Source organism: Caulobacter segnis (genome assembly GCF_031454995.1).
Lineage (GTDB): Bacteria > Pseudomonadota > Alphaproteobacteria > Caulobacterales > Caulobacteraceae > Caulobacter > Caulobacter segnis_E.
In genome coordinates this window covers 71,685-94,275 of sequence record NZ_JAVDRV010000006.1, presented here as the reverse complement: position 1 = coordinate 94,275, position 22,591 = coordinate 71,685, and the positions used below count along the sequence as shown (strand labels likewise).

Genomic DNA, 22,591 nt, shown 5'->3' with positions numbered 1-22,591 from the left:
TGTAAGCCTTGCACGATCCTCCGTCACGCGACGGTGTTCGCTTCCGGAGGATCAGGCAATCATGCCGGAGCATCGATCTACCGACTGGACCCGCCCCCGCCGCATAGTGGCCTCGTTCCGCTCCCGATGCGGCCAACTCCGAAAACCCGAGCTCCGCGATGAGACGCTACACGCCCCGAAACGGCGTGACGGCGCCGCGCTGGTTTGTCGCCGCCCTGCTGGGCGTGACCGCCGCGCTGACCGCCGCCACCGCCGTGCTCCCGAAACCCGCGCTTACGACATCCCCCGCCCCCGCCGCCACCCCCGCATGGAGCATCGCCCAATGATGATGTCCGCCATCGTTCCTCACATCCCCGTCGCCGGCGTCTGGACCTCGCCCGACGGCCACATCTCGCTGGAGCTGCGCGCCGACGGCCGCTTCATCGAGACGCGCGACGACTTCGCCGACGTGTTCACGGGCGTCTACGTTTTGGTCGGCGAGACCCTGAAGCTGTTCGAGGATCGCGGCGCTGTCGTCAGCGGCACTTTGGTGGACGGGCGCCTCAGCCTGGGGACAGTCCAGCGTCCGGCCTTCCATACCGAGGTCGAAGCCCCTATATTGTGATTGTCCGGCTTCGGCCGAACTATGGGGATAAACGCGCACGTAATAAGCGGACTGGACCCGGGTGCGATTCCCGGCGGCTCCACCAAATCTCTCCCAAGTTATCATGGGACTGCATGGGGCCGATCAGCATCGACAGACGTGTAAAGGTGACTGCTTTCTCTCGGCTTGGCCCACCGTTTCGGGCCTTTATCTAAATGCGAACGATAACTTCGCTGAAGAGTTCGCCGTCGCCGCGTAATGCGGTGCAGGTGAATTCGCCTCTTAAGTCCTAGGGGTTCAGATCCCTAGGCGGGGCCCGGAGGGAGCCTGCCAACAGAATCCCTCCACTTTCCACCACATCGCCGAGGCTCCCTCCTCTCTTTTCGAGAAGACGTGGGGGAGCCTGCCAACAGAATCCCTCCACTTTCCACCACATCGCCGAGGCTCCCTCCTCTCTTTTCGAGAAGACGTGGGGGAGCCCGCCAACAGAATCCCTCCACTTTCATCCGCGTCGTCGGGACACCCTCTTCGCCCCATGCGATGCAAACGCTTGCGGCCCTGACACCCCGGCGCCTTTGTCGCACGCGCTTCGGAATGGCATCGGAGAGCTTTGCGACAGGCCTCCGACACGCTAGGCTCCCGGCTTCGTTTTCAGTCCGAAGTATCGACCCCAGCGCATGTCCCAGACCGAACAGCCCGAAGACCTCATGCAGTACGAGGCCATGGCCCAGGACGCCCTGCGCGGCGTGGTCAGGGCGGCCTTGAAGAAGGCGGCGGAGCCGGGCGGCCTGCCCGAGCCGCATCACCTGTACATCACCTTCAAGACCAAGGCCGCCGGCGTGTCGGGTCCGCAGGACCTGCTGGGCAAGTACCCGGACGAGATGACCATCGTCCTGCAGCATCAGTATTGGGACCTGGCCCCCGGCGAGAGCTCGTTCTCGGTGACGCTGAAGTTCGGCGGTCAACCCAAGCGCCTCAACGTGCCCTACGCGGCCGTGACCCGCTTCTACGATCCGTCCGTGCAGTTCGCGCTGCAGTTCGCTCCGCCGGAGATCATCGAGGACGACCCCGAGCCCGAGGCCGAGCCGGAAACCAAGGCCCCGGCGCCGTCCGGCGACGAAGGCCCCAAGATCGTGTCGCTGGACCAGTTCCGAAAGAAATGAGCGACATCGCCTCGGACGCTCCGCAAAGCCTGAGCGACGAGGCGATCCTCGCGCGCTTTCGGGCATCCAAGAACCCGCCGAGCGGATCGGTGACGCTTGGCTTCGAGATGCTCGCCGTGCGCCAAGCCGATCGCGAGATCGAGGTCGCCTTCAACGCGCGCGCCGATCTGCTCTGCAATCCGATGGGCCAGATACAGGGCGGCTATGTCTGCGCCATGCTGGACGAGGCCATGTCGGTGGCCGGCATGATCACCTCGGGCATGACCCATGTCGTCCCGACCCTGGAAATGAAGACCAGCTTCCTGCGCCCGGCCATGCCGGGACGGCTGCGAGGGGTCGGACGCGTCGTGAAGTGGGGCCGCACCGTCTGCTTCATGGAAGGCGAGCTCTATGACGCCGAAGGCCGGTTGCTGGCCAAGTCCACGGGCACGGCGCTGCCGACTCCGTTCGCCAACTTCAAGAAGAAATAGCCGGGGAAAGCGCGGCAAGGCGGGAGGAGCCGGGCGGACCGCCAAGGCTCGCCGCCTGTTCCACATCAGCTCGCGCGATCGGCTTTGACCCACGCGGCAAGCAGGTTACACAAACCCTAGGGTTACCGCTTCACCCGGGGGACATCGTTGACGTCGCGCGTTTCGACCGCGGCCGCCTTTGCCGCGGCCTTCATCGCACTATGGTCCGCTCCGGGATCGGAGACGCACGCTCAGGACGTCACGCCTAGCCCGCCGCCGGTCAGCGACGCGCCCGCCGTGACCGAGCAGGGCCCCCGTCCCTATTCCAGCCTCCGTCCGCGCCGGGTTCGCCCCGCCGCGCGGGCGACTCAGGCGCCAAAGCCGCCCGTCGCCGCGACCACCGCGCCCGAGACGCCGAGCGTCGCCGCCGCGGCGCCCATCGCGGCCGGCGTCGCCCCTCTGCCCCGCCAAGAGCTCGAAGCCTTCGTGGACGGCGTCGTGCAACGCGCCATGGCGCGCGACCACATCGCTGGCGTGACCATCTCGGTCGTGCAGAACGGACAGGTCGTTCTGAAGAAGGGCTACGGCTTCGCGAACCTCGGTCAACGCAGGCCCGTCGATCCCGACAAGACCCTGTTCCGCATCGCCTCCATCTCGAAGACGTTCACCTGGATCGCCCTGATGAACGAGATCGAGTCGGGCCACATGCGCCTCGACGGTCCCGTGAACCTGTATCTGCCCGAGCCGCTGCAGCTGAAGGATCAAGGCAAGAAAACCCAGGTGCGGCTGCGCGACCTGATGACCCACACCGCGGGTTTCGAGGACCGGGCGATGGGCCAGCTGTTCGAGCGCGATCCCAACCGGATCCGTCCGCTGGCCGACTATCTGCGTCAGGAGCGCCCGCGCCGGGTGCGCGAACCCGGCCTGCTGCCGAGCTATTCGAACTACGGCGCCGCCCTCGCCGGCGCCGCCGTGGCCAATGTCACCGGCAAGCCGTTCGAACAGCTGGTCAGCGAGGAGATCATCCTGCCGACCGGCATGCGTCACACGACCTTCCGCGAAGCGCGTCCATGGCGGGACAACCTGCCCGCGCCGATGTCGGAAGATCTCGCCGCCGAGCTGTCGGACGGCTTCTCCTGGACGCCTCTTGGCTGGACGGTGCGGCCGCGTGAATTCATCGGCCAGGTCGCTCCCGCGGGTTCAGCCTCGAGCACAGCCGGCGACATGGCCAGGTACATGACCCTGCTGCTGAACGGCGGCGCCATCGACGGCAAGACGGTGTTCTCGCCCAAGGCCGCCCAGGCCTTCCGCGCGCCCATGTACCGCCCCGCGCCGGAAGCGGCCGGCTGGAACGCCGGCTTTCAGGACATTCCCCTGCCCGGCGGACGTCGCGGCTTCGGCCACGCCGGCGCGACGCTCTATTTCCATTCGAACATGGTGGTCGCGCCCGACCTGGGTCTGGGTGTCTTCATCTCGGTCAACACCGACAGCGGCGCGAACCTGCCCGCCACCTTGCCCGCGACGATCATCGAGCACTTCTACGCCAAGCCGCCAGCGGTCCCGCCGCCCAGCGCGATGAGCTACGAGCAGGCCAAGCTCTACGAGGGCGACTATCTGACCACCCGCCGCGCCTATGGCGGCCTGGAAGGCTTCATCAACCGCGTCGTCGGCCGAGCCTCGGTCCGGGCGACGCCAGAAGGTCGCCTGTCCATCAGCGAAGGCGGCTCGACCGCTCTCTTCAACGCCGCCGGACGCCCCGGCGTGTTCAAGGCCGTCGAAGGACCGTTGGTCATCGTCTTCGACGCCAACGGCGATCGTCCGTCGCGCTTTTACGCCGCGCGCGGTTTCGCGACCTACGAACGCGTAAGCCCCCTCAGGTCCGCGCGTCTCTTGATCGTGATCGCCGCCCTGGCGGGCCTCGCCAGCCTCGCCACGGTCCTTGGAACCATCGTCCGCAATCGTCGCGAAGCCCGGCAGACGCCCGTCCAGGCCCGCGCCAGCCAGATGCAGACCGCCCAGGCCGTGCTGTGGCTGATCTCGTCCGTGTGCATGGGCGTCTTCGCGGTCCGGTCCTCGGACCAGACAGCGGCCTTCTTCGGCTGGCCCAGTGGCTGGCTGCTCAGCGGCTCGGCCTGCGCCCTCGTGGCGGCCTTGATGGCCGTCGTCACGTTGGGCGCCCTTCCGATGGTGTGGCGAGGCGGCCGGCGGGTCGATAGCTGGACCGCCGGGCGCAAGGTCGCCTTCACGTTCACGGCGCTTCTGTTCGTGTTCTTGAGCGTGCTTCTGGGCCTGTGGGGCTATCTGCTGCCCTGGAGCTAAGACGCCCTCAGTCCTCCAGGGTCCGCCGCATCAGGTTGGTGCTCAGCTTCCGCACCTGGATGACGATCCGCTCGCGATCGCCCGGCCGTCGCTCGACCAGCAGCCGGGCGACCTGGGCGTCGTCGTGGAAGGCGTAGCCCTTGATCGCGTCCAGCAAGGCCTTGGCCAGGTTGTCGAGGTCCATCCACGGGGGCTCGCCGACATATTCCATGCCGATCTCGACGCTGAACTCGCCCCAGGCCGGACGCGAGCCGCGCCAGGACTTGCGGAAGAACTCGTAGATCAGCGGCTTGTAGTACTTGCCCTGGGTCGTCAGGCCATCGACCACCAGGGTCAGCTCGCCGCCCGCCTCGCGGGCCCGCACCTTGCCGTGGAGGGTCCAGTCAGGTCCATCGAAAGCCTGGCTCACGCGGCCACCATCGCGGCCAGCTTCAGAACCGTATTCCAGTTGCGCATGGTGCCGAGCGGCGCGCGCTTGGTCTTCTTCCAGTCACGGTCCAGCGTCGACTCGGCGATGCCGTCCTTGAAATCTATGTAGAGCGTGCGTCCGTCCGTGTGGATTTCCTCGGGGCCGGTGATCGCCGCGCGCAAAACCTCCGCCGTGCCCTGATCGATCGGCGACTTGAGGAAGCTGACCAGCAGATGGTTCGGCCGCGCCACCGCCTGCTCGCGGAAGGGGTTGGCGTCGATGACGCCTCGAAGCTCTGCGGGCGCGCGAACCATGAAGTCGGTGCGCAGCCCCATCCGCGCCTCCAGACCGTCCTCTAGAGCCTTCTCGAGGGCCGCGCCGCCCTCGTGCCGCCCCCAGATCACGAGATTGCCGCTGGCCAGAAGGGTCTTCGCCTCGCCAAAGCCCAGGTCGCGCGCCAGGCCCAGAAGGTCGTCCTTCAGCACCTTGCGCCCTCCCACATTGACGGCGCGCAGCAGAGCGATGTGGGGACTCATGGCGCCTCTCCCGTTAAGCGAAGGACGAGCCGTAGGCGGGCCTCGCGCTTATCGCAACCGCGAACATTGCCCTCCAGCCGCTCAAGGTCTAGACCGCGCACGACCGTTTTTGGGAGACCCGCCGCATGACCGCCACGCGCACCGAGACCGACACCTTCGGCCCCATCGAAGTCGCCGCCGACCGCTACTGGGGCGCGCAAGCCCAGCGTAGCCTGGGCAACTTCAAGATCGGCTGGGAGAAGCAGCCCCTGCCCGTCGTCCGCGCCCTAGGCATCGTCAAGCGCGCCGCCGCCGAGGCCAATCTGGCCCTGGGCAAGCTGGACCCGAAGATCGCCGAGACGATCATCGCCGCCGCCAACGAAGTCATCGAGGGCAAGCTGAACGACCACTTCCCGCTGGTCGTCTGGCAGACGGGCTCGGGCACCCAGTCGAACATGAACGCCAACGAGGTCATCTCGAACCGCGCCATCGAGATGCTGGGCGGCGAGATGGGCAGCAAGAAGCCCGTCCACCCGAACGACCACGTCAATATGAGCCAGTCGTCGAACGACACGTTCCCGACGGCCATGCACATCGCCTGCGCCGAGCAGGTGGTCCACGACCTGATCCCGGCCCTCAAGCACCTGCACAAGGCCCTCGCCGCCAAGTCGGCCGAGTGGAAGGACATCATCAAGATCGGCCGCACCCATACCCAGGACGCCACCCCGCTGACGCTGGGCCAGGAGTTCGGCGGCTACGCCCAGCAGATCGAGAACGGCATCGCCCGCATCGAGATGACTCTGCCGATGCTGATGCAACTGGCCCAGGGCGGCACCGCCGTCGGCACCGGCCTGAACGCGCCCATCGGCTTCGCCGAGAAGGTCGCCGAGCAGATCGCCAGCATCACGGGCCTGGCCTTCACCACCGCGCCGAACAAGTTCGAGGCCCTGGCCGCCCACGACGCCATGGTCTTCACGCACGGCGCGATCAACACCGTCGCCGCCTCGCTGTTCAAGATCGCCAACGACATCCGCTTCCTGGGCTCTGGCCCGCGCGCCGGCCTGGGCGAACTGGCCCTGCCGGAGAACGAGCCGGGCTCGTCGATCATGCCGGGCAAGGTCAACCCGACCCAGTCGGAAGCCCTGACCCAGGTTTGCGCCCAGGTGTTCGGCAACCACTCGACCCTGACCTTCGCGGGCAGCCAGGGCCACTTCGAGCTGAACGTCTTCAACCCGGTGATGGCCTACAACTTCCTGCAGTCGGTCCGCCTGGTCGCCGACGCCGCGATCAGCTTCACCGACAACTGCGTGGTCGGCATCGAGCCGCGCGTCGACAACATCAAGAAGGGCGTCGAGAACAGCCTGATGCTGGTCACGGCGCTGAACGGCAAGCTGGGCTATGACGCCTGCGCCAAGATCGCCAAGACCGCGCACAAGAACGGCACCACCCTTCGCGAGGAGGCCGTCGGCGGCGGCTATCTGACGAACGAGGAGTTCGACCAGTACGTCCGCCCGGAAAAGATGATCTCGCCGGGTTGATCGCCGGACATCCAAACGACGAAGGGGCCGCCGCGAGGCGGCCCCTTTTCTTTCGCGCCTAGCGCCGGACCACTACGCGGCCGATCGGGGCGATGGCGATCTGGGCCAGTTGCAGGTCCTTCAGGGCGAACGGGATGCCGATGATCGTGATGGCCTCGGCCGCGGCGACCACGATATGGCCGATGGCCAGCCACCAGCCGGCCAGGACGAACCAGATCACGTTCAGCAGGAAGCCCAGCGGTCCCGTGCCCAGGTCCTCGCGGCCGGTCAGGATCTCGCGGCTGACGATCTCCTTGCCGAACGGCCAGAAGGCGAAGCCGGCGATGCGCCAGGCCGCGCCGGCGTAGGGCAGGCCCACGATGGTGATGGCCAGCAAAACGCCGGCCAGCAGCCAGCCCAGGCCGGTCAGGAAACCGCCGAAAAGGAACCAGAGAACGTTCAGAACGAAACGGATCAACGACTTGTCCCCTTGGTAGGCCGGTAGGCCCGACGAGGACTTAGGTGGCCCCGCTCGGCCTTGCTGTGAAGACCAGGATGTCCGGATTACGCCGAATTCACCGCTCGAGCCGCTAGGCCGTGCGGCTGACCGCGAAGTCGGCGAGGCTTTCCAGCGACTCGCGCCAGTCGTTGGCCGGGAAGATCGCCAGGGCCGCCTTGGCCTTGTCGGCGTAGTCGGTGGCCAGGTCCAGGGTCGCGTCCAGAGCGCCCGTGCCGATGATCAGCTCGCGGGCGCGGCGGAAGTCGGCTTCGGTCTGCTCGCGACGGCCGACGGCCCGCTCCCAGAACTCGGCCTCGCGCGGTCCGGAACGCGCGATGGCCAGCAGCAGCGGCAGGGTCGCCTTGCCTTCGCGGAAGTCGTCGCCCGCGTTCTTGCCAAGCGTTTCGGTGGCGCCGCTGTAGTCGAGCGCGTCGTCGACCAGCTGAAAAGCCAGGCCCAGGTTCAACCCGTAGGCCTTCAGCGCGTCGGCCCGCGTCTGATCAACGCCCGCCGAGACCGCCCCGGCCTCCGAGGCCGCGGCGAACAGCTCGGCGGTCTTGGCCTGGATGATCTCGAGATAGAGGGCCTGAGACAGGTTCAGGTCGTGGCTGCGCATCAGCTGCATGACCTCGCCCTCGGCGATGACGCGGCTGGCGCGGGCCAGGATCTCCAGCGCCTTCATCGAGTTGGTCTCGACCATCAGCTCGAAGGCGCGGGCGAACAGGAAGTCGCCGACCAGCACGCTCTGGGCGCCGCCCCAGATCAGGTGCGCGGCGACCTTGCCGCGACGCAGGGCGCTGCCGTCGACGACGTCGTCGTGCAGCAGCGTGGCGGTGTGGATGAACTCGACGGCGGCCGCCAGCTTCAGGCAGTGGTCGTTGTCAGAGCCGGCCCCATCCGAAGCAGCGAGCCGCGCGGCGGCGACGGTCAGCAGCGGCCGCAGGCGCTTGCCGCCGGCGGCGATCAGGTGCTCGGCCAGGGCCGGAATGATCGGCACGTCGCTCTGCATGCGCTCGGTGATCAGGCGGTTCACGCCCGCCATGTCGGTCTCGGCGAGGCGCACGAGACGATCCACCGAGCCCGACTTCCGGGGGAGGGTCGCTGCGGCTGCGTCCAAAACCATGATCTCCTTGCGGCGTCCCCTCCCGGGAAGAACCGTTGCGAGGGACAATGGTGGCGGGATAGGTCAGGGTCAAGGCGAGCACAAGGGCTCAAAAGCATTGGACGATCCGCGGGTGACGGAGGATCGGGTTCTGGGGGGCCGCGTAAGGCTACGCCAGAAGGCCGACGGCTATAGGGCCGGCATGGACGCGGCCCTGCTGGCGGCCGCATGCGACGCCCTGCCGGGCCAGCGGGTGCTGGAGCCTGGCTGCGGCGTGGGCGGCGCTCTGCTGGCCGCGGCGGCGCGCCGGCCCGACGTCCTGTTCCAAGGCGTGGAGCGCGACCCGGTCTCGGCGGCCCTGGCGACCGAAAACGCCCACCTTAACGTGCTGTCCGACCGCGTCGCCATCCAAGCGGGCGATATCGATTCGGGCTTCCGCGCCCTGGGCCTGCCGGTCTTCGACGCGGTGATGACCAATCCCCCGTTCTTCGACGACCCGGCGGCTCTCCGCGCGCCCCATCCCGCCAAGAGCGGCGCCTGGATGGCCGACGGCGGCCTCAAGGCCTGGACGACCTTTTGCCTGAAGGCCGTGCGCGAGGGCGGGACGATCACGATCATCCACCGCGCCGATCGCCTGGCCGACATCCTGGCGGAACTCGCGCCCAAGGCCGGCTCGTTCCGCATCCGCCCGATCGCGCCCTTCTCCGACGTCCCGGCCAAGCGGGTGATCGTGCGGGCCATCAAGACCGGCAAGGCCCCGCTGGTCCTGCTGCCCCCCCTGGTGCTGCACGACCGCGACGGCGGCAAGCACTCGGCGGAAGCCGAGGCGATCCTGCGGGGCGAGGCGGCGCTGGGGTGGTGAACCAAGCCTCTTCGCACTTGTAGCGCCCCCTCCGTCACGCGGCTCTCGCCGCGCGCCACCTCCCCCGTTTTACGGGTGAGGAGGAAGCCGCTCCCCTCCTGCCCCGCTTGCGGGGGAGGTGGATCGGCGCGGATACGCGACGAGACGGAGGGGGCGCTTGAGACGCACCACCGCCGCTTCACGCGGCTTGCCGCTGAAGGTGTGGAAGAGACGCGGAGCGCCGGACATCCGTCCGGAGGTTTGGAAGTTAAGTACCGTTTCGACGAAGCCAGACGCTCCGCGTGGCGCGTTATCCGGTGAGCCCGCGAGGCGCGGGGTTTTAACCCGCTCTCGCCGCTAGGCCCCCGACGGGCGGGCCGGGGCGACGACCCCGGTCCCGGAACGCCCGGGCGATTTCAGCCCGGACCTGTCGCGCCGCCGAAGTCTTCGCCGCCAGGGCTTCGTCCCGATGTTTCAGGGAGCCCGCCGCTGGACCGTCGCGAAGACGTCTTCCCCAAGCTAAGGAAGACCGGCGAGCGCTTCCCGCTCGACCACCCCCGACAGCCGTCACGATCGCCGGCCGGACGTCCCTTCCAAGCCATCGGGTGAGATCAGTATGAGCGGGGTTTGAACGCGGATGATCCAGCGACGTGTAAAAGTGAGAAGTCGTTGAAATCGTTCGGTTCGATTCCGGATACGCGGATGATAGAGCAAGGCGAACGCTCGTACTTTTTCCTCTCCTCCCCCTCCGGGGGAGGGGGACCGCCGAACGGCGGTGGAGGGGCCGACCGAACCAAACACGATAACCAAGGCGTCAGGATAGACCCGAACCCGCCGCCCACAGGATGTAACCCCACCGCACGAGGCCCCCTCCACCCGCGTTCGCGGGTCCCCCTCCCCCGCTGGGGGAGGAGAGGGTTTTGGTTGGTCCCGTCCCCCCCGCGACGGAAGCCATCCTTACATCTCACGGCGAGACGATCGCAGGGCTGTTCAGGTCACTCAAGGATCGCCTCTGGCGACCGCGCCGCGGCGACGCGCAGCGTCGTCCTTGACTGACCTGAACAGCCCTGCACGCTGCAGCCTCCAAGAGATGTAAGGTTCGCTCCGACCTCGGGAGGTCGGCTTGCGACCCAAGTCGGAAGTTCGCTCAGGCCGCTTCCCGGTAGTTGCCCCGCTGTCTAGGATGGCAACATGACCCATAAAGATCACCTCGATGAAGGGCGGTTGAGCGCCGAATGGGAAGGCGATGTCGAGGTTCTGAAATCGCTGCGCCGCAACGGCGACGATGCTCGGACTAGGCGCCCGGTGGATGTTCGCTTCGTTGGTCCAGCGGAGAATATCCAGGCCTTCGCCAAGGCTTCTGGCGGCTGGGAGGTGATCCAGATCGTTGATCTAGGTGACGAGCTAGCGCTCGACGTACGCCGGAACCAGACGACGGAAGACAGTGCCATCCGCGCCCTCACAATCGACGCTCTGGCCGAAGAGAAAAAGCGCGGTGTCCGCTACGATGGATGGGGCACCGTTGCACAGAAAAAGAAGCGCTGGTTCGGGCTATAAGGTCTGTTCACCCCCCGTTGCGGACATTCACCCGAGCGTGAGTTACATTGCCAGATCATGGCGTCTCACGTGCTCGACCGCGCGATCAGGGGGCAATAATGGCTCACCAAACCTGTCTGGGTGGAACGATCCGAGCCGTCCTTGGCGGATCTCTGGCCGGATCGCTTATCGCGCTCTGCGGTGCTGGCGCTTACGCCCAGCCAGCCCCCGCGCCCGCCGGCGAAAATCCGTTCTCAGCCCTGTTCGGCGAGTGGACGCTCAAGGACGACAAGTTTCAATATGTCGGCGATGGGCGAACGGTCGAAATGCAGATCATACCCAATCATCACACCCAGTGCGCGAGGGTGAACACCGACCGCAGCATGTTGTGCGTCGTCAAGGCCGGCGCGTTGAACGGTCACACGCTGTGGACCTACGACGCGTCGAAACAACAGGTGCATTGGCTCTCGCATTTCGGGACGGAGCGCACCGGCGTCGGCGTCGGAACATTCGACAAGGCTTCCAACCTGACGTTCAAGGTGCGTTTCACGGACGAGCCCGAAGGCAGCTATCGCCAGTATCGCTACGAATGGGTGTCGCCTGACGAATATACTTTGAGATCGACACAGTACGATCGCGAAGGTCGTGCGACAGGGAACTGGTACGGTGGCGCTTTCGTCCGTCTGCCGGCCTCGGCGCTCGCCGTTGCAGGTCCAACTCGCCCGCCGGCCACCGGAATGGCGTATTCGGTGGAAGACGATACTCGGAAGGTGAAAGCGATCCTGAAAAAGATCGACGCGGACATCACCGACACCAGCATCTACAGCGAAGACGTCGTTCACATGGCGCAGGGAAGCCGCGCGATTACGAGCAAGGCCGAGCTGCGGAAGGCGCTTGCCGCCGAGGCGTCACATGGCCGATCCAACATGACCCACGAGATCGTGACACTTCACTCCTACTCCGACATGGTCCTGACCAGGGGACGGGTCAAAGGCGCTTGGCATCCCGCGAACGGCGGAAGTCCGGTCCCGTTCGAGACGAACAACATCATCACCTTTCGGCGAACAGCGGACGGCTCGCTCAAGGTCTGGCACGTTATCTTCAACCGGGTTGAGCTTGAGCGGTATCAGCCCTGAGCTCCACGGGCGCTTGCGAAATCCGCTCCCCAATGTCCGTTTTCAACCCATCGCGGACATTCAGACCGTCCGCTGATCCGCGATCGAACGCGACGCCCCCTACTCCGCGTAAAGCCCCAACGCCTCGAGACACAGCTCCAGCCCGGTCACATCCCGCAGCGGGTCGTGCGTGACGATCACGAACAGCCGCCGCGCCTCCCCCCACAGCATCACGGTCTCGGGCAGGCCGTGGTCCTCGACCTGACACTCGTCGGCGTCGCGCCAGACGCGGTTCTCGTCGAGCGAGGCGCCCAGCATCTGGTCGACCCGGGCGACGTACTCGGCCTCGATCTCGCTGGCGACGTTCAGATAGGCGAAGATTGGCCGGCCCAGCCCAGCCAGCACCCCGGCCTCGAACACCGCGGCGGTGTCGGCCGAGGGGCCGCGGAACGGGGTCAGGTTGATGACGCCCGCGTCGGCCTGGCGCAATTGCGCCATGCGGGCGGCGTAGAACTGTCTCGCCTCCAGCTCGTCGCCCCCCTCGCCGGGCGGCATGACGGCGGGGGTGATGGGCTCGAAACCCGCGTCCAGGCACAGGGCCCGCTCCCGGGCGGCCTGGGCTTCGGAGTCGGGGAGCCAGACTTGAGGGCCGGCGAGCCATAGGGAACGGACGGGACGCATGCGCCTTACGTCTGGTCCCCAGGCGCCGCTGTCAATGCGTGCGTTCAATGTTTGTCGGAAGGCTGAATGACGTCCATCGCGCGAAGAACCCTGTTGGCCGGCGGTCTCGCCCTGGCCGCCGCGCCCCTCGCCACCGCCGCCCTCGCCGCCCCGTCGCAACCTTGGCTGGCCTATGAGCGCCGCCTGCGCGCGCTGCTCTCCGATCCGCCCAGTGGCGACTTCGACGAGGATTTCGAGCGGACCCTGCTGGACCTCAACAATCTGATCCGCCGCCGGGAGGGCGCGCCGTCGCTGGCCTGGGACTCGGGTCTGGCCGCCGCCGCCCGCGCCCACGCCGCCGACATGGCCGTGACCGAGCGGTTCGACCACCTGACGCGAGAGGGTTACTCGCCCGCCGGCCGCGTCGGCCTTTTGGCGCGCGACCTGGTCGGCGCGGCGGCCGAGAACATCGCCATGCGCCGCAACGCCGACGGCGCCGTGCGGCCCGAGCAGATCATGAACCAGTGGCGCGACAGTCCAGGCCATCGCGCCAACTTGGTCGCGCCCGGCTTCACCCACGTCGGCTACGGCGCCCTGCGCCAAGGCCCTCGAGTGATCGCCGTCGGCGCCTATGCCGAGGTCGCCGCGCGCCTCCCCGCCCCCGCCCCGCTGCGCGCGCGGAGCCCCGACGAGATCGCCCGCGCCCTGGCCAACGCCGCGCCGCCGATCCGCCAATTCTCCGTCTCGGAGCCGGGCGGCGAGGTCCTGACCGTCACCTATGTCGAGGGCCGCCCGCCGGGCGTTCTGCGCCCCGGCGCCTGGCAGCTGCGCCCGCACCTGTCCTCGGGCGAGCACCGGTACCAGCTGGGCTGGGGACCGGTGTTCGTGCTGGAATAGCGGGTTGAACCTGATCGCCGAGGACAGAAGTTCCCCCAAGGCAAAAAGCTTGTCATCCCGGAAGCCTCGCGGAGGCTATCCGGGACCCAGGGGGTGACGAAGCGCCGTGCGCGCCGCCCCTGGGTCCCGGCTCTCCGCGCTGCGCGCTCCGGCCGGGATGACACGGGGAATGACTTTACTGGCCAGGTCGTCTCGTCAGGCGATCAGCTCGACCAGCAGCTCGTCCAGCTGTTCGAACTGCACGGGGAAGCCTTGGGCCGAGCCCTGAAGAGCCTCGTCGCACGCCGCCTTGCTGGGATAGAGCTCGCTCAGCGTCAGCAGCGTCTTGTCGCCTTGGGCCTCGAACGTGACGGTGGTGATGGAGACTTCCCCGCCTTCCTCATTGGTCCAGACGATCTTCGAGGGCGGCGTCACCTCGGTGTATTTGCCGTAGAAGGCCATGCTGTTGGCCGCGTCCAGGCCGAACTCCAGGCGGTAGCCGCCGCCGGTGCGCACATCCATCTCGCAGGCGCGCAGGGGCACGCCCAAGGCCTTCGGGACCCACCAGCGCTGGAACAGCTCGGCCCGGGACCAGGCCTCGAACACGATGCGCGCCGGCGCGTCGAAGAGCCGGGTCACGACCAGCTCCCGGTCCGACTTGCGCGTCACCACGGTCTCATTCTTCGCGGACACTCTGGTCCTCCCTCTGCTTCAAGTCCTCGACAATCTCGTCCAGCGCGTCGAACCGCAGCGCCCAGCGCTGGCGGTATCGCTCGATCCACGCGGCCTCTTCCTCCAGGCCGCGGGTGACCAGCCGGCAGGTCCGCACTCGGCCGATCTTCTCGCTCGTCACCAGGCCCGCCTCTTCCAGCACCGCGACGTGCTTCTTCATGCCCGTCAGAGTCATCTGGAACAGGTTGGCCAGCTCGGTGATCGACGCCTCGCCACGGCCCAGCGCCTCCAGCACGCCGCGCCGGGTGGCGTCGGACAGGGCGGCGAACGAGGCGTCGAGGCGAGCGGCTGAATACTGAACCATTTGGTTCAGTTTATGCACGCGGAACACCGCGACACAAGCTGCAAACGAAAAGCCCCCGGCCTGGAAGGGCCGAGGGCTTCGTGGATTTTGACTTGGGTACGGAAGCTAGAAGCCCCCGAGAAGGCCTAGTTCTTGGCCTGGTCGACCAGCTTGTTCTTGGCGATCCAGGGCATCATGTCGCGCAGGCGACCGCCGACTTCCTCGATCTGGTGCTCGGCGGCGCGGCGACGCGTGGCCTTGAACGAGGGCTGGCCCACTTGGTTTTCCAGCATGAAGTCGCGGACGAACTTGCCCGACTGGATGTCTTCCAGCACGCGCTTCATCTCGGCCTTGGTTTCCGGCGTGATGATGCGCGGACCCGTCACATACTCGCCGTACTCGGCGGTGTTGCTGATCGAGTAGTTCATGTTGGCGATGCCGCCCTCGTACATGAGGTCGACGATCAGCTTCAGCTCGTGCAGGCACTCGAAATAGGCCATTTCCGGCGCGTAGCCGGCTTCCACCAGCACTTCGAAGCCGGCGCGGACCAGCTCGACGGTGCCGCCGCACAGGACGGCCTGCTCGCCGAACAGGTCGGTCTCGCACTCTTCGCGGAAGTTGGTCTCGATGATGCCCGAGCGGCCGCCGCCGATGGCCGAGGCGTAGGCCAGGCCGAGGTCGAGGGCGTTGCCGGTGGCGTTGTGGTGCACCGCGATCAGGCAGGGCACGCCGCCGCCCTTCTGGTACTCGCCGCGCACGGTGTGGCCCGGGCCCTTCGGCGCGACCATCAGCACGTCGATGGTGTTCTTCGGCTCGATCAGGCCGAAGTGGACGTTCAGGCCGTGGGCGAACAGCAGGGCCGCGCCGTCACGGATGTTGGGGGCGATGTCGTTCTTGTAGATCGCGGCCTGGTGCTCGTCCGGCGCCAGGATCATGATCAGGTCGGCCCAGGCGGCGGCTTCGGCCACCGTCATGACCTTCAGGCCCTCGCCCTCGGCCTTCTTGGCGGTCGGCGAGCCGGCGCGCAGGGCGACGGCGACGTTCTTGGCGCCCGAGTCGCGAAGGTTAAGCGCGTGCGCGTGACCTTGGCTGCCATAGCCTACGATGGCGATCTTCTTGTCCAGGATGCGGGCGATGTCGGCGTCGCGGTCGTAGTAGACGCGCATGTTTTTTCTCCAGGACTGGTCGATCAGGGTCACTCGGCGCAACGGACGAGCGACGAAGGCCGGGCGTTTGAGCGTTTTTTTGCCGTTTCGTCAAGGCGGAGCCGACAGAACGGGTAAAACGCGCGACCCTCGTGACTCTGTTTTAGGCGCGGGCTCGCGGCTTCGCCATGGCGGGACGAAAAAACCTCGCGCCTAGCGCATGAAAAAGGGCGGAGGATCGCTCCCCCGCCCCACTCGATCACCAGGAAGAAGCGATCACCAGAAGAGATCGCGCCAGACGCTCAGGACCTGGCCGCTCCAGACATCGACCAGGATGGCGTCGTCGCCGACCCGCACCCACTCGCAGCCGATCGGCGGCTGGGGCAGGCCGTAGCGCCAGGCGTCGAGATAGTACGAGCTTCCGTACCACCCGCCCGGCAGCCGGTCGCCGAACGCCCAGGGGCGAGCATACCAGCCGCGCGGATAGGCATAGACCGGCGCGCGGTAGCGTTGCGGCGCGCGATAGCTGGGGCGGTAGCTGTAGCGGTCGTAGTGGGGCCGTCCCCGGTCGCGATCGCGATAACGGTCTCGCCCACGGTCGTTCCAGTCCCAGTTGCGGTTGTCGTTCCAGCGGTAGTCGTTGCGGTCCCGGTCGCGCCGGTCATTCCAGCGATTGTCGTCACGGCCGCGGTCTCGATCCGGGCCGCCTGGGCGGTTGTTGTCATGGCGGTCCCAGCCGCCCCGGCGATCGTCGCGGCCGCGGTCTCGGTCGCCATCGGGTCGCGCGGGTTGAGCCTGGCTCCGGTTCCAGCCGCTGTCGCCGCTCGGCCGGTTCCAACCGCTGTCAGGCTGGCGCGGACCGCCCCGGTCGCCGCCGCGCTCGCCCCAGCGCTCGCCGCCTCGATCCGGGCGCTGGCCTTCGTCTCGTGGCCGCGGCTCCCGCTGTTGCTGCTGCTCCTGAGCGACCACCGCCTCCGCCGCCCCGGCCTGGGCCGCGCCCGCCAGCAGCGACAGCGCCAGGGCGGTCGTGATCACACGTTTCATTTCTTGCTCCGAAGGGCCTTGAAGGCAGGCCCGGGCTTGTCCCTTGATAGCAGTCTCGGACTCGCCGGATGAACCACGCTTGAACATGACGCCGGAGGACTTGATGGCCGCGCATCCCAACGACGTCGTCAGCTACTGGCGCCAGGCCGGCCCGGCCAAGTGGTTCGCCAAGGACTCCGCCTTCGACGCGGCCATCGCGCTGAAGTTCGAGCAGACCCACTACCGCGCCTCGATGCGCCGCTATGACTCCTGGGCGGAAACGGCGGAAGGCGCCTTGGCCCTGCTGATCCTGCTGGACCAGTTCCCGCGCAACATGTTCCGGGGCACGCCGCACGCCTTCGCCACCGACCCGCTGGCGCGCATGTTCGCCCGCGCCGCCATCGCCGCCGGCCACGACCAGGACCCGGCTATCGACCCGACGCTACGGCCGTTCTTCTACTTGCCGTTCGAGCACTCGGAGTCCCTGGTCGACCAGGAGTTCAGCGTCCAGCTGTTCGCCGCCTTGCAGGCCGACACCGGCGACGAGGAGTCGATGAAGTACGCCCTGCTTCATCGCGACATCATCGCGCGGTTTGGCCGGTTCCCGCACCGGAACGCGGGTCTTGGCCGGGATACGACGGCCGCCGAGCAAGAGTTCCTGGATGAAGGCGGCTTCGCGGGCTGACAACGCGGTAACTTTGCTTTGTAAAAATTCGCCTGTACGAGTGCGTCCGCTCATTTTTACGGGGAATGCCAAGACATGAAAGCTTTCCGCAGCGCGCTGGTCGTCGGCCTGGCGCTCTCCGCCATCACGCCCGCCACCGGTTTTGCTCAAGCCAAGGCCAGCAAGGGCCAGCAGATGCAGACCCAGGCCTCCAGCGACGTGCCGCGGTGCTCGCGTAAGCTGGGTACGCTGTCGATCGTCGACGGCGACGATTCCAGCGGCTGGACCCAGTACAATCTCGCCTCGCCGCAGAAGGTGCTGCGCGCCATCGTCCAGCGTTCGGGCTGCTTCAACCTGGTCGACCGGGGCGCGGGTCTCAGCGCGGCCGAGAAGGAACGCAACATCGGCGGCAATCTGGGCCTGCAGCGCGGCTCGAACGTCGGCCAGGGCCAGGTCAAGGCGGCTGACTACGTGCTGGTCGCCGAGGTCCAGGGCAGCAACAGCAATGTCGGCGGCGGCGCGGTGGCCGGCGCCATCGGCGGCCTGATCGGCGGTCGCGTCGGCGGCCTGGTCGGCGGCATCAAGACCAAGAAGCTGGAAGCCAACACCGTCCTGTCGCTGACCAATGTCCGCACCACCGAGACCATGTCGGTGGCCGAAGGCTACGCCGTGAAGAACGACATCGGCTGGGGCGCCGGCGGCGGGCTGGGCTTCGCCGGCGCGGTCGGCGGCGGCTACGAGGACACCGACATCGGCCGTATCGTCACCCTGTCGTTCATCAACGCCTATTCGAAGATGATCGGCGATCTGGGCCTGCTGTCCGAGGCCGGCCCCGCCGCCGCCGCCGCCGCGCCGACCAAGACCTTCGCCGCCCAGCGGCCCGTCGCCCTGCGCGCGACCCCGGTCGCCGGCGGCAAGCTGATCCGCACCCTGCCCGCCGGCGCCATCGTCTACCCGACCGGCAAGCAGCAGGAGCTGTGGTGGGAAGTGGCCGACGAGAACGACAATGTCGGCTGGGTGCTGAACACCGGCCTGGCGCCGTCGAAATAACCTCATCGTCATCCCGGACGGCCCGACGGGCCGATCCGGGACCCAGGGGCGAGCGGCAGTGCGGCCGCCCCTGGGTCCCGGCTCTCCGCTACGCTACGGCCGGGATGACGCGTCTTTTATTGCTGGAGAACAGCAGCGACCTGTGGATCGTTTCCGGCGCCGCAGGTGTTCAACGGCTCGATTCGCGGCCACAATCGGTCCCATGAGCACCGCCGTCCTCGACGCCCCGAAAGCCGCCGCCGACCATCCCGAGCGGCAGTATCTGGCCCTGCTGGCCGATATCCTCGAGAACGGCGTCCAGCGCGGCGACCGCACCGGCACCGGCACGCTCGGCGTCTTCGGCCGCCAGATCCGCTTTGACCTTTCCAAGGGCTTCCCGGTCCTGACGACCAAGAAGCTGCACCTGCGCTCGATCATCATCGAGCTGCTGTGGTTCCTGAAGGGCGACACCAACATCGCCTACCTGAAGGAAAACGGCGTACGCATCTGGGACGAGTGGGCCGACGAGAACGGCGACCTGGGTCCCGTCTACGGCAAGCAGTGGCGCTCGTGGGCGACGCCCGATGGTCGCGTCATCGACCAGATCGGCAATCTCGTCGAGAACCTGAAGACCAATCCCAACAGCCGCCGCCATATCGTCTCGGCCTGGAACCCGGCCGACGTAGACGACATGGCCCTGCCGCCCTGTCACTGCCTGTTCCAGTTCTTCGTCGCCGACGGCAAGCTCTCCTGCCAGCTCTACCAGCGCAGCGCCGACGTGTTCCTGGGCGTGCCGTTCAACATCGCCAGCTATGCCCTGCTGACCCTGATGGTCGCCAAGGTCGTCGGACTGGAGCCAGGCGAATTCGTTCACACCTTCGGCGACGCGCACCTCTACCTGAACCACCTCGACCAGGCCCGCGAGCAGCTGACCCGCGAGCCCTTCGACTTCCCGACCATGACGATCGCCGACAAGCGCGACCTGTTCGGGTTCGAATACGAGGACTTCACGCTCGAGGGGTACCAAGCCCACCCGCACATCAAGGCCGAGGTCTCTGTTTGACCTGGGCGACGGACCGGCTGGATCAGCTCGTCTCTGGCGATGTGATCCTGCCGCCCGTCGTCCAGACCCTCAAGCTTGGCGGCCTCGACGCCTGGGGCCCAGGCTGGGCGCGTAAGACCTGGCGGCCGTCGCCAGAGCTGCTCAATGTCGATGGGTCGCTGTTCGGCGGCTATCTGGCCGCCCTCGCCGACCAGATCCTGGCTTTCGCGGCGATGACCGCCGCGCCCGCCGACGCCGCCTTCCGCACCAGCAACCTGAAGATCGACTTCATTCGCGTCGGCAAGGCCGAGCCGCTGCGCCTGGAAGGCCGCGTCGTGGCCAAAACGAAGTCGATCATCCACGTCGAGGCCGACTTCATCCGCCCCGACGGCGAACTGATCGCCCGCGCCAGCGCCCAGCAGATCATCACGCCCTTCGGCGCTGGCTAGAGCGGTCCAGCGGCAGGAGCAGACATCGCGACCGTCCGCTCAGGGTGGTGAACGGACGTTAGCTCGCGGCTTACGCGTAAGCCGATTTCCAGCCATGCATAAGGATGTCTCGGTCACTTGGCGTTGCCCAGGCAGCGGCACCAAGCGCCAAGGCCGCATCTGCAAGAGCGGCAGATGCACCACTCCAAGGCGGTGCGAGCCAGACATCTTCGTCATCGATCGTCGTCGCGGCGTCGCCATCAAGGGCCGTAGCTCTGGCGAAGACGACAGAGTGAAGTACACTCAAACCACCATTAATCGGGGAGCCAGAGGTCCCTAGCGATAGGGTGCCATCTAGGAGCTCGGGATAGTCTCCCGGCACGTCTTGGCTCTTCATCCATTCACGCCATAGGCGATCACAGGCCGCCGGTGCGCCTGCATGTCGGTTGGTTGCAAGCAATTCAGCGCGCGACCTGGCCAAATTGGAAGCCGCCTCTAAGACTTGTAGTACGTCCGCTCCGTTGGGACCGAACAACTGACCGAGATTTTCTTCCCCAACTATCCTTACAGCCACAGCTCTTGTGTAGCGAGCGTAGGGGAGTGGGGTGCCTCCGGACGCGCGCTGATCGTGAGAAGTAGCTGCGTCCAAAATCTGTACGCGCCAGAGTCGCCCTGGCCATTTGGCTGCAATTACTGAGGCGGGATCATGGTTGACTACGATCCATGGAGGGCCACGGCCCGCGATGCTGATCACCGCACCGTTTGCCGCTTGCTGCATAGGGCCCTGATCAGCATGGCTGACATAGACGAACCCCTCGGCCCGCTGCACTACGCTGGGACGACGACCAAATTGCAGTAGCTTCGCAAGCATTTGGCCTCGACGCTGCCCGATAAATTTAAGGTCCGCAACGGGTCGAAAGCCGACTTCGGCCCGGAGAGCCAGCAAACCGCCCTACGGCTTCAGCACGATCTTCCCAGCCAGCGCCGCCGACTGCAGCAGCGCCTGGGCCTCGCCGGCCTCGCGGAGCGGCAGGACCTTGGCGATCGTCGGCTGGATCGCGCCCTCCCCGATCAGGCCCAGCACCTTCGCCAGATCCTGGCGGTAGGCCTCGGGCCGCGCGTCGCGCCAGGACGTCACGTTGTAGCCGACGACGCCCCGGCTTTCGCTGAACAGCTTCAGCGCCGACAGGCGGTCGGCCAGCAGCATCTTGAGCATGGCGCCCGGTCGCGCCTTGCCGCCCTTGGTCGCGTCGTAGCCGCCGTACAGCACCGCCGTCCCGCCGGCTCGCAGGGCGGCCAGGGACGCGGTCTTCAGGTGCGCGCCGCCGACGTGGTCGAAGGCCGCGACCACGCCGCCGCCCGAGATCTTGACGGCGCGGGCCGCCACGGCCTCGGCGCGGTAGTCCAGATGGACACCGCCCTTGGCCTCGACCTCGGCCTTCTTGCCGGCCGACGCCGCGCCGATCGCCCTGACGCCCGCCAGCCGCGCCAGATCCAGCAGCAGCCCGCCGACGCCGCCCGCCGCGCCGTGGACCAGCACCCACTCGCCGGCGAGCGAGCCGGCGACACGGTGGAACATCTGCCAGGCGGTCAGGCCGTTCAGGACGCCCGCGACCAGGGCCTCGGCCGGCGCGTCTTCCGGGGCGGCGACCAGCAAGCGAGCATCGACATCGCGGCGGCTGGCGTAGGAGCCAATCACGGTCAGGGCCGCCACGCGCTGGCCGACGGCGAAGCCCTCGACGCCCGCCCCCAGCGCCTCGATCCGACCGACGAAGTCGTAACCGGGCGTCACCGGCGCCTTCACCCCGGGATAGAGGCCGGTCCGCATGACGATATCGGCGAAGGCCACGCCGGCCGCCTCGATCGCCACCCGCGCCTCGCCCGGTCCCAGCGGCGGCAGCTCGACCTCGCGGCCGCGCAGCACCTCGACGCCGCCCGTCCGGGCCATGTGCATCTCGAACGCCGTCGCCGACATCGCGCCCTCCCGTCCTGTTCTTGGCCCGCCCCGCTCTCCGGTCGCGACAGTGATCAACGTTCAGGTTTCGATCAAGCCATGGCGCGTTCGCTCGACGCCCGCTAATCAGAGGTCATGACCCAGCCCGCCCTCGCCATCGTCGTCGCCCGCGCCGCCAACGGGGTGATCGGTCGCGACGGCGACCTGCCCTGGCGGCTGAAGTCGGACCTGGCGCTGTTCAAGGCCAACACCCTGGGCAAGCCGATCATCATGGGCCGCAAGACCTGGGACAGCCTGCCGCGCAAGCCGCTGCCTGGCCGCATGAATGTCGTGCTGACCCGCGACCAGAGCTTCGAGCCCGAAGGCGCGATCCCCTGCGAGACCTGGATGGAGGCCGTCCAGATGGCCAAGGAGCAGGCGGCCGACGACGGCGTCGAAGAGGTCTGCGTGATCGGCGGCCGGGCCCTGTTCGAACTGGCCCTGCCCAAGGCCAAGCGCCTCTACCTGACCGAGGTCGCCGCCGAGGTCGAAGGCGACGTGCATTTCCCGGCCTTCGACGAAAGCGCCTGGACCGAGGTCCGCCGCCAGGAGCATCCCGCCGGCGACGGCGACGACCACGCCTTCGTATTCAGGGTGCTGGAGCGACTCTAGAAAACGCCCTCAAAACGTAAACCCGATCGCAACGACAACCTGCGATACGCGACCCT

Annotated in this window: 25 protein-coding genes, 1 other RNA gene and 3 pseudogenes; 16 read left to right on the top strand and 13 right to left on the bottom strand. The window is 67.3% G+C overall.

Translation table 11 applies throughout. From position 1 onward, the window contains the following. Positions 1-158 precede the first annotated feature (158 nt). The 6 genes from J2728_RS17955 to J2728_RS17930 all read left to right on the top strand — a co-directional run bounded on the left by J2728_RS17955 (position 159) and on the right by J2728_RS17930 (position 4,514). Positions 159-326 (top strand): hypothetical protein, encoded by a 168-nt coding sequence (locus J2728_RS17955; RefSeq protein WP_310001341.1) that lies wholly within the window; start codon positions 159-161, stop codon positions 324-326. Then, positions 323-604 (top strand): Atu4866 domain-containing protein, encoded by a 282-nt coding sequence (locus J2728_RS17950; protein ID WP_310001340.1) that lies wholly within the window; start codon positions 323-325, stop codon positions 602-604. The genes J2728_RS17955 and J2728_RS17950 overlap by 4 nt, the downstream gene beginning before the upstream one ends. After that, positions 568-932: a transfer-messenger RNA gene (ssrA, locus tag J2728_RS17945) on the top strand. Before J2728_RS17950 ends, ssrA begins: the two co-directional genes overlap by 37 nt. A gap of 328 nt (positions 933-1,260) precedes the next feature. Beyond that, positions 1,261-1,746, top strand: a complete 486-nt coding sequence (locus J2728_RS17940; protein WP_310001339.1) for an SspB family protein — start codon at positions 1,261-1,263, stop codon at positions 1,744-1,746. Beyond that, positions 1,743-2,216, top strand: a complete 474-nt coding sequence (locus J2728_RS17935) for a PaaI family thioesterase (RefSeq protein ID WP_310001337.1) — start codon at positions 1,743-1,745, stop codon at positions 2,214-2,216. The genes J2728_RS17940 and J2728_RS17935 overlap by 4 nt, the downstream gene beginning before the upstream one ends. Positions 2,217-2,363: 147 nt before the next feature. Continuing rightward, a complete protein-coding gene (locus J2728_RS17930) occupies positions 2,364-4,514 on the top strand; it encodes a serine hydrolase domain-containing protein (RefSeq protein ID WP_310001335.1) in 2,151 nt (716 codons plus the stop codon). 7 nt (positions 4,515-4,521) lie between these two features. On the opposite strand, the gene J2728_RS17925 is transcribed toward J2728_RS17930, so the two are convergent. Together J2728_RS17925 and J2728_RS17920 are read right to left on the bottom strand one after the other, a co-directional pair. Continuing rightward, entirely contained in the window at positions 4,522-4,962 is a 441-nt protein-coding gene (locus J2728_RS17925) for a RusA family crossover junction endodeoxyribonuclease (protein WP_310001601.1), read from the bottom strand. Next, a complete protein-coding gene (locus J2728_RS17920; RefSeq protein WP_310001334.1) occupies positions 4,920-5,459 on the bottom strand; it encodes a DUF1697 domain-containing protein in 540 nt (179 codons plus the stop codon). The genes J2728_RS17925 and J2728_RS17920 overlap by 43 nt, the downstream gene beginning before the upstream one ends. Positions 5,460-5,584: 125 nt before the next feature. Here J2728_RS17920 and fumC point away from each other — a divergent pair, with 125 nt between their 5' ends. Continuing rightward, positions 5,585-6,976 (top strand): class II fumarate hydratase, encoded by a 1,392-nt coding sequence (gene fumC, locus J2728_RS17915; RefSeq protein ID WP_310001332.1) that lies wholly within the window; start codon positions 5,585-5,587, stop codon positions 6,974-6,976. Positions 6,977-7,034: 58 nt separating this feature from the next. Here the strand turns inward: fumC and J2728_RS17910 are convergent, their stop codons facing one another. Further along, positions 7,035-7,433 (bottom strand): YccF domain-containing protein, encoded by a 399-nt coding sequence (locus J2728_RS17910; RefSeq protein ID WP_310001330.1) that lies wholly within the window; start codon positions 7,431-7,433, stop codon positions 7,035-7,037. Positions 7,434-7,545: 112 nt separating this feature from the next. Beyond that, on the bottom strand, positions 7,546-8,571 hold the full coding sequence (locus J2728_RS17905; RefSeq protein ID WP_310001599.1) for a polyprenyl synthetase family protein: 1,026 nt from the start codon (positions 8,569-8,571) through the stop codon (positions 7,546-7,548). Between the two features lie 103 nt (positions 8,572-8,674). Here J2728_RS17905 and J2728_RS17900 point away from each other — a divergent pair, with 103 nt between their 5' ends. Continuing rightward, positions 8,675-9,418, top strand: a complete 744-nt coding sequence (locus tag J2728_RS17900) for a tRNA1(Val) (adenine(37)-N6)-methyltransferase (RefSeq protein ID WP_310001329.1) — start codon at positions 8,675-8,677, stop codon at positions 9,416-9,418. A 41-nt stretch (positions 9,419-9,459) separates the two neighbouring features. Here J2728_RS17900 and J2728_RS17895 read toward each other — a convergent pair. Continuing rightward, positions 9,460-9,579, bottom strand: a pseudogene (locus J2728_RS17895) (hypothetical protein); the annotation flags it as partial. A gap of 1,009 nt (positions 9,580-10,588) precedes the next feature. Here J2728_RS17895 and J2728_RS17885 point away from each other — a divergent pair. Next, positions 10,589-10,954, top strand: coding sequence for a ribonuclease E inhibitor RraB (locus tag J2728_RS17885; RefSeq protein WP_310001327.1), 366 nt, complete (start codon positions 10,589-10,591; stop codon positions 10,952-10,954). Positions 10,955-11,052: 98 nt separating this feature from the next. Next, entirely contained in the window at positions 11,053-12,069 is a 1,017-nt protein-coding gene (locus tag J2728_RS17880; RefSeq protein ID WP_310001325.1) for a YybH family protein, read from the top strand. Between the two features lie 99 nt (positions 12,070-12,168). Here J2728_RS17880 and J2728_RS17875 read toward each other — a convergent pair whose 3' ends face one another. Next, entirely contained in the window at positions 12,169-12,729 is a 561-nt protein-coding gene (locus J2728_RS17875; protein WP_310001324.1) for a nucleoside 2-deoxyribosyltransferase, read from the bottom strand. Between the two features lie 66 nt (positions 12,730-12,795). Between J2728_RS17875 and J2728_RS17870 the strand changes: the two genes are divergently transcribed. Beyond that, complete coding sequence (locus tag J2728_RS17870) at positions 12,796-13,605, top strand: CAP domain-containing protein (protein WP_310001323.1); 810 nt, start codon at positions 12,796-12,798, stop codon at positions 13,603-13,605. Positions 13,606-13,683: 78 nt separating this feature from the next. Here the strand turns inward: J2728_RS17870 and J2728_RS22345 are convergent. The 5 genes and pseudogenes from J2728_RS22345 to J2728_RS17850 form a co-directional block, all read right to left on the bottom strand. Next, positions 13,684-13,774, bottom strand: a pseudogene (locus J2728_RS22345) (hypothetical protein); the annotation flags it as partial. Between the two features lie 26 nt (positions 13,775-13,800). After that, on the bottom strand, positions 13,801-14,277 hold the full coding sequence (locus tag J2728_RS17865; protein ID WP_310001321.1) for an SRPBCC family protein: 477 nt from the start codon (positions 14,275-14,277) through the stop codon (positions 13,801-13,803). Then, the gene (locus J2728_RS17860; RefSeq protein ID WP_310001320.1) at positions 14,261-14,620 is read right to left on the bottom strand and encodes an ArsR/SmtB family transcription factor; all 360 of its coding nucleotides are present in this window, start codon (positions 14,618-14,620) and stop codon (positions 14,261-14,263) included. Before J2728_RS17860 ends, J2728_RS17865 begins: the two co-directional genes overlap by 17 nt. A gap of 125 nt (positions 14,621-14,745) precedes the next feature. After that, a complete protein-coding gene (gene ilvC, locus J2728_RS17855) occupies positions 14,746-15,798 on the bottom strand; it encodes a ketol-acid reductoisomerase (RefSeq protein ID WP_227878922.1) in 1,053 nt (350 codons plus the stop codon). 222 nt (positions 15,799-16,020) lie between these two features. Beyond that, a complete protein-coding gene (locus J2728_RS17850) occupies positions 16,021-16,788 on the bottom strand; it encodes an RcnB family protein (protein ID WP_310001319.1) in 768 nt (255 codons plus the stop codon). Positions 16,789-16,888: 100 nt separating this feature from the next. On the opposite strand from J2728_RS17850, the gene J2728_RS17845 reads away from it, so the two are divergent. Both J2728_RS17845 and J2728_RS17840 read left to right on the top strand, forming a co-directional pair. Further along, a complete protein-coding gene (locus J2728_RS17845; protein WP_310001596.1) occupies positions 16,889-17,452 on the top strand; it encodes a DUF924 family protein in 564 nt (187 codons plus the stop codon). 75 nt (positions 17,453-17,527) lie between these two features. After that, positions 17,528-18,481: an SH3 domain-containing protein gene (locus J2728_RS17840; protein ID WP_310001317.1), complete on the top strand. Its 954-nt coding sequence runs from the start codon at positions 17,528-17,530 to the stop codon at positions 18,479-18,481. Between the two features lie 7 nt (positions 18,482-18,488). Here the strand turns inward: J2728_RS17840 and J2728_RS17835 are convergent. Then, a pseudogene (locus tag J2728_RS17835) lies at positions 18,489-18,588 on the bottom strand (hypothetical protein); the annotation flags it as partial. Between the two features lie 95 nt (positions 18,589-18,683). Here J2728_RS17835 and J2728_RS17830 point away from each other — a divergent pair. Both J2728_RS17830 and J2728_RS17825 read left to right on the top strand, forming a co-directional pair. Next, positions 18,684-19,523 carry a thymidylate synthase gene (locus J2728_RS17830; protein WP_310001316.1) on the top strand — a complete coding sequence of 280 codons (840 nt, stop codon included), beginning with the start codon at positions 18,684-18,686 and terminating at the stop codon, positions 19,521-19,523. Beyond that, on the top strand, positions 19,520-19,951 hold the full coding sequence (locus J2728_RS17825) for a PaaI family thioesterase (protein ID WP_310001315.1): 432 nt from the start codon (positions 19,520-19,522) through the stop codon (positions 19,949-19,951). Before J2728_RS17830 ends, J2728_RS17825 begins: the two co-directional genes overlap by 4 nt. A gap of 931 nt (positions 19,952-20,882) precedes the next feature. On the opposite strand, the gene J2728_RS17820 is transcribed toward J2728_RS17825, so the two are convergent. Then, the gene (locus J2728_RS17820) at positions 20,883-21,905 is read right to left on the bottom strand and encodes a zinc-binding dehydrogenase (RefSeq protein WP_310001313.1); all 1,023 of its coding nucleotides are present in this window, start codon (positions 21,903-21,905) and stop codon (positions 20,883-20,885) included. Positions 21,906-22,019: 114 nt separating this feature from the next. Between J2728_RS17820 and J2728_RS17815 the strand changes: the two genes are divergently transcribed. Next, on the top strand, positions 22,020-22,535 hold the full coding sequence (locus J2728_RS17815; protein WP_310001312.1) for a dihydrofolate reductase: 516 nt from the start codon (positions 22,020-22,022) through the stop codon (positions 22,533-22,535). Positions 22,536-22,591: the final 56 nt, after the last annotated feature.

Excerpts from the sequence above, each read along its gene's own strand:
- J2728_RS17850 (WP_310001319.1), bottom strand. The coding sequence starts at position 16,788 with ATGAAACGTGTGATCACGACCGCCCTGGCGCTGTCGCTGCTGGCGGGC.
- J2728_RS17830 (WP_310001316.1), top strand. The coding sequence starts at position 18,684 with ATGAGCACCGCCGTCCTCGACGCCCCGAAAGCCGCCGCCGACCATCCC.
- J2728_RS17885 (WP_310001327.1), top strand. The coding sequence starts at position 10,589 with ATGACCCATAAAGATCACCTCGATGAAGGGCGGTTGAGCGCCGAATGG.
- J2728_RS17860 (WP_310001320.1), bottom strand. The coding sequence starts at position 14,620 with ATGGTTCAGTATTCAGCCGCTCGCCTCGACGCCTCGTTCGCCGCCCTG.
- J2728_RS17870 (WP_310001323.1), top strand. The coding sequence starts at position 12,796 with ATGACGTCCATCGCGCGAAGAACCCTGTTGGCCGGCGGTCTCGCCCTG.
- J2728_RS17875 (WP_310001324.1), bottom strand. The coding sequence starts at position 12,729 with ATGCGTCCCGTCCGTTCCCTATGGCTCGCCGGCCCTCAAGTCTGGCTC.
- J2728_RS17815 (WP_310001312.1), top strand. The coding sequence starts at position 22,020 with ATGACCCAGCCCGCCCTCGCCATCGTCGTCGCCCGCGCCGCCAACGGG.
- J2728_RS17920 (WP_310001334.1), bottom strand. The coding sequence starts at position 5,459 with ATGAGTCCCCACATCGCTCTGCTGCGCGCCGTCAATGTGGGAGGGCGC.
- J2728_RS17820 (WP_310001313.1), bottom strand. The coding sequence starts at position 21,905 with ATGTCGGCGACGGCGTTCGAGATGCACATGGCCCGGACGGGCGGCGTC.
- J2728_RS17950 (WP_310001340.1), top strand. The coding sequence starts at position 323 with ATGATGATGTCCGCCATCGTTCCTCACATCCCCGTCGCCGGCGTCTGG.
- J2728_RS17955 (WP_310001341.1), top strand. The coding sequence starts at position 159 with ATGAGACGCTACACGCCCCGAAACGGCGTGACGGCGCCGCGCTGGTTT.
- fumC (WP_310001332.1), top strand. The coding sequence starts at position 5,585 with ATGACCGCCACGCGCACCGAGACCGACACCTTCGGCCCCATCGAAGTC.
- J2728_RS17935 (WP_310001337.1), top strand. The coding sequence starts at position 1,743 with ATGAGCGACATCGCCTCGGACGCTCCGCAAAGCCTGAGCGACGAGGCG.
- J2728_RS17840 (WP_310001317.1), top strand. The coding sequence starts at position 17,528 with ATGAAAGCTTTCCGCAGCGCGCTGGTCGTCGGCCTGGCGCTCTCCGCC.
- J2728_RS17880 (WP_310001325.1), top strand. The coding sequence starts at position 11,053 with ATGGCTCACCAAACCTGTCTGGGTGGAACGATCCGAGCCGTCCTTGGC.
- J2728_RS17940 (WP_310001339.1), top strand. The coding sequence starts at position 1,261 with ATGTCCCAGACCGAACAGCCCGAAGACCTCATGCAGTACGAGGCCATG.